Origin of the sequence: Mesorhizobium sp. M7A.F.Ca.CA.001.10.2.1 (assembly GCF_003998575.1) — a bacterium.
Taxonomy (GTDB): Bacteria; Pseudomonadota; Alphaproteobacteria; order Rhizobiales; family Rhizobiaceae; genus Mesorhizobium.
On sequence record NZ_RZQY01000649.1, the window covers coordinates 1 to 3,462 of the forward strand.

The 3,462-nt window shown below is 58.9% G+C and carries 5 protein-coding genes; 4 read left to right on the forward strand and 1 reads right to left on the reverse strand.

From position 1 onward, the window contains the following. Nucleotides 1–47 precede the first annotated feature (47 nt). The 3 genes from EN964_RS29170 (at nucleotide 48) to EN964_RS29180 (ending at nucleotide 1,578) form a co-directional block, all read left to right on the forward strand. Complete coding sequence (locus tag EN964_RS29170) at nucleotides 48–344, forward strand: nucleotidyltransferase family protein (RefSeq protein WP_127270472.1); 297 nt, start codon at nucleotides 48–50, stop codon at nucleotides 342–344. Then, a complete protein-coding gene (locus EN964_RS29175) occupies nucleotides 344–694 on the forward strand; it encodes a DUF86 domain-containing protein (RefSeq protein WP_127270471.1) in 351 nt (116 codons plus the stop codon). The genes EN964_RS29170 and EN964_RS29175 overlap by 1 nt, the downstream gene beginning before the upstream one ends. 236 nt (nucleotides 695–930) lie before the next feature. Beyond that, the gene (locus tag EN964_RS29180; RefSeq protein ID WP_127270469.1) at nucleotides 931–1,578 is read left to right on the forward strand and encodes a dihydrofolate reductase family protein; all 648 of its coding nucleotides are present in this window, start codon (nucleotides 931–933) and stop codon (nucleotides 1,576–1,578) included. A gap of 48 nt (nucleotides 1,579–1,626) precedes the next feature. On the opposite strand, the gene ppk2 is transcribed toward EN964_RS29180, so the two are convergent. Next, entirely contained in the window at nucleotides 1,627–2,547 is a 921-nt protein-coding gene (ppk2, locus tag EN964_RS29185; protein WP_127270468.1) for a polyphosphate kinase 2, read from the reverse strand. Between the two features lie 277 nt (nucleotides 2,548–2,824). Here ppk2 and EN964_RS29190 point away from each other — a divergent pair. Continuing rightward, on the forward strand, nucleotides 2,825–3,462 hold a 638-nt coding region (locus EN964_RS29190), incomplete at its 3' end, for an aldo/keto reductase (protein ID WP_164776064.1).

A 3,462-nucleotide genomic window follows, 5' to 3' on the forward strand; every position in this document is an offset into this window, starting at 1 on the left:
CCGCTAGGTCGCTTTGGAATTTTAACGCAATCCGCTAGAATGAATTCATGAGCAGGAATGAGGTGATAAAGCGGTTGCAGAGAAATGCAGATGCCATCAAAGGCATGGGCGCGACTTCGCTTTATCTGTTCGGATCGATTTTACGGGGCGACGCAGGACCTGACAGCGATCTCGACCTCTTCATCGATTATGATCCTGCAAGACGCTTTTCGCTGATTGATCTGGTCGGCATCAAGCAATTTCTTGAGGAGAAGATGTCAGCGGAGATCGATATCACCACCCGCGACAGCCTCAATCCCATGTTGAAGGCCGACATCGAACAATCTGCTGTGCGCATATTTTGATGGCAGTGCGCCGGATCGAACCGATTCTAGCCGAAATCATGGAGGCCCTGGACGGCATCTCTGCTGCCGCCGCGGGCAAGACGTTGGATGACTTTAATAGCGACTGGCTGCTCCGACATGGCATCGAGCGCGGGATCGAAATCATTTCCGAAGCTGCCCGGCACATTCCAGATGATTTGGCAGCACTTGCTCCCGAGATTCCATGGAAACAAGTTCGTGGGATAGGCAACGTTTTGCGTCACGAATATCACAAAACCTCCGGTGCGATAGTATGGCCGGTGGTGACCGACAGCCTGCCGCCACTGCGTCTTGCTGTCGAACGTATGCTCGAAGCGTCGCAGCGCCGATAGTTTTGGCTGACACTTGCGGCTGCATCCTGTTCGCGTCGCAAGGAAGGAACCGCGATATTTCTCTCGTCACAAGCAATTGCATGGCAACGGAACATTTGCTCGCGTCGAGACTGCCGGATCTTTCTGCTCTGCACGTGCGGTGCGGCAAAGTTCTCTAAAATACCGCTTGCAATTCACAATCAGTTTGCTACAAAACAACTGCTTGCAAAATACAACCGGTTATCGAGGAGGCTCGCATGTCCAAACTTCGCGTCAACGCTTTCACCCTGTCGCTCGACGGCTATGGCGCCGGTCCCGATCAGGATCTGCAAAATCCTCTCGGCGTCGGTGGGGAATCCTTGCACAAGTGGTTTGTCGACACCTGCACCTTCCGCGAGAAGGTGCTCGGACAAGATGGCGGCACCACCGACGTCAACGAGGCGTTCGCGGCGCGCAGCTTCGAGAATGTCGGCGCCTGGATCCTCGGCCGCAACATGTTCGGGCCGATCCGCGGCGAGTGGCCTGACGACAGCTGGAAGGGCTGGTGGGGCGACAACCCGCCCTATCATGTGCCGGTTTTCGTGCTCACCCATCACAAGCGGGAACCGATCACGATGGAGGGCGGCACGACTTTCCACTTCGTCACTGACGGTATCCATTCAGCTCTTGAACAGGCTAAGGCTGCCGCTGGCGGCAAGGACGTGCGGGTCGGCGGCGGCGTCGCCACCATCCGGCAATATCTGCAGGAAAAACTGATCGACGAGATGCATCTGGCGATCGCGCCGGTGCTGCTCGGCTCGGGCGAGAACCTTTTCGCCGGCCTCGATATGCTCAAGCTGGGCTATATCTGCAGCGAGCAGGTGGCGACGCCGCTTGCCACGCACGTCACCATCAAGCGGGCGTAGTTACAGCTTTTTCTCCCCGTCACTATACGGGGAGAAGGGAGCGATCCATCAATACTTCTCCGGCACGTAGAGCTCGCGCGGCAGCACCTGGCGCTCGTATTCGGGGTTGAAGACGCGCTCCGGCAAAGTGATCTCCTCGTGCGGCACTTCCTCGTAAGGCAGCTGCTTGAGCAGATGGTCGATGCAGTTCAGCCGCGCGCGCTTCTTGTCGTTGCCCTCGACGATGAACCAAGGCGCTTCCGGGATGTTGGTGCGGGCGAAGGTCTCTTCCTTGGCCTTGGTGTACTGCTCCCAGCGCACACGCGACTGCAGATCCATCGGCGACAGTTTCCACTGCTTCATTGGATCATGGATGCGCATCAGGAAGCGCATCTGCTGTTCCTCGTCGGTGATCGAGAACCAGTATTTGACCACGGTGATGCCCGAGCGGACCAGCATGCGCTCGAACTCCGGCACGTCGTGAAAGAATTCTTCGACCTGATCGGGCTGGGCAAAGCCCATCACCCGCTCGACGCCCGAGCGGTTGTACCATGAGCGGTCGAACAGCACGATCTCGCCGCCGGCCGGCAGATGCGGGACATAGCGCTGGAAATACCATTGCGACTTTTCGCGCTCGGTCGGCGCCGGCAGTGCCACGACGCGGCAGATGCGCGGATTGAGCCGCTGGGTGATGCGCTTGATGACACCGCCCTTGCCGGCCGAATCGCGTCCCTCGAAGATCACCACCAGCTTCTTCTTGTGGTAGGCGACCCAGGACTGCAGCTTGATCAATTCGGACTGCAGGGTGATCAGGTCGCGAAAATACTGCATGCGATCGATCGAAGGCGGATGCGAGTTCTTGTAGATCTTGGCGATCTCCATCGACAGCGCCGGCTCCGACATTTCGAGCTCATAGTCTTCGTCGAGCGTGTCGGCGAGCTCGGCTTCAAGCCAATCCCTGGCCGGAGAATTCTGTTTTAGCTCGGTCATTATCGGCTGCTCCACTTGCAAGCTCTGTCGATCCACGTCCGGCGCCCCAAACTCCGGCTTACAGCCCGGAACGGCAACGCCTGAGCCGACTTCAATATAGGCCTGCAATGACGGTTTTATTGCAGCCCGAGCGTGATCGCCGCCGCTGCCAATCCCGCCAGGCATGATCGATCCGGCGTCCTGGCATGGCGACAAGTCGCGCAAATTGTCCTACAAATAGCGGCCACATTCGGGCGCCCTCCCCAGCCCCTTCCCCAACGCAATCGCGAGGATCGACATGGAATACCGCACCCTCGGCCGTTCCGGCCTGAAAGTTTCGACGCTGACCATGGGGACCATGACGTTCGGCGGCGCCGGCGCATTTTCGGCGGTCGGCAAGACCGATCTCGACGAGGCGCGCCGGATGATCGATCTCTGCATCGACGCCGGCATCAATGTCATCGACACCGCCAACGTCTATTCGAATGGCATTTCCGAAGAAATCATCGGCGAAGCGCTCGGCGGCAAGCGCAAGGGCGACGTGCTGATCGCCTCCAAGGCACGGATGCGGATCGGCAAAGGCCCAAACGATGAAGGCTTGTCGCGCCATCACCTGATCCGCGAATGCGAGAAGAGCCTGAAGCGGCTCAGGACAGACGTCATCGACATCTATTTCCTGCACGAATGGGATGGCGTGACACCGCTGGAGGAAACCATCGGCGCGCTCGACACGCTGGTTGCCCAGGGCAAGATCCGCTATGTCGGCTGCTCCAACTATTCCGGCTGGCAGGTGATGAAGGCGCTCGGCATCAGCGACAGCCGCCACCAGCCGCGCTTCGTCACGCAGCAGATCCATTACACGCTGGAAGCGCGCGAGGCGGAGTACGAGTTGCTGCCGATTTCCGTCGACCAGGGGTTAGGCGTCCTGGTCTGGAG

What these genes read in the sequence shown, in the direction of transcription:
- EN964_RS29170 (WP_127270472.1), top strand. Translation starts at nt 48, where the DNA reads ATGAGCAGGAATGAGGTGATAAAGCGGTTGCAGAGAAATGCAGATGCC.
- EN964_RS29175 (WP_127270471.1), top strand. Translation starts at nt 344, where the DNA reads ATGGCAGTGCGCCGGATCGAACCGATTCTAGCCGAAATCATGGAGGCC.
- EN964_RS29180 (WP_127270469.1), top strand. Translation starts at nt 931, where the DNA reads ATGTCCAAACTTCGCGTCAACGCTTTCACCCTGTCGCTCGACGGCTAT.
- ppk2 (WP_127270468.1), bottom strand. Translation starts at nt 2,547, where the DNA reads ATGACCGAGCTAAAACAGAATTCTCCGGCCAGGGATTGGCTTGAAGCC.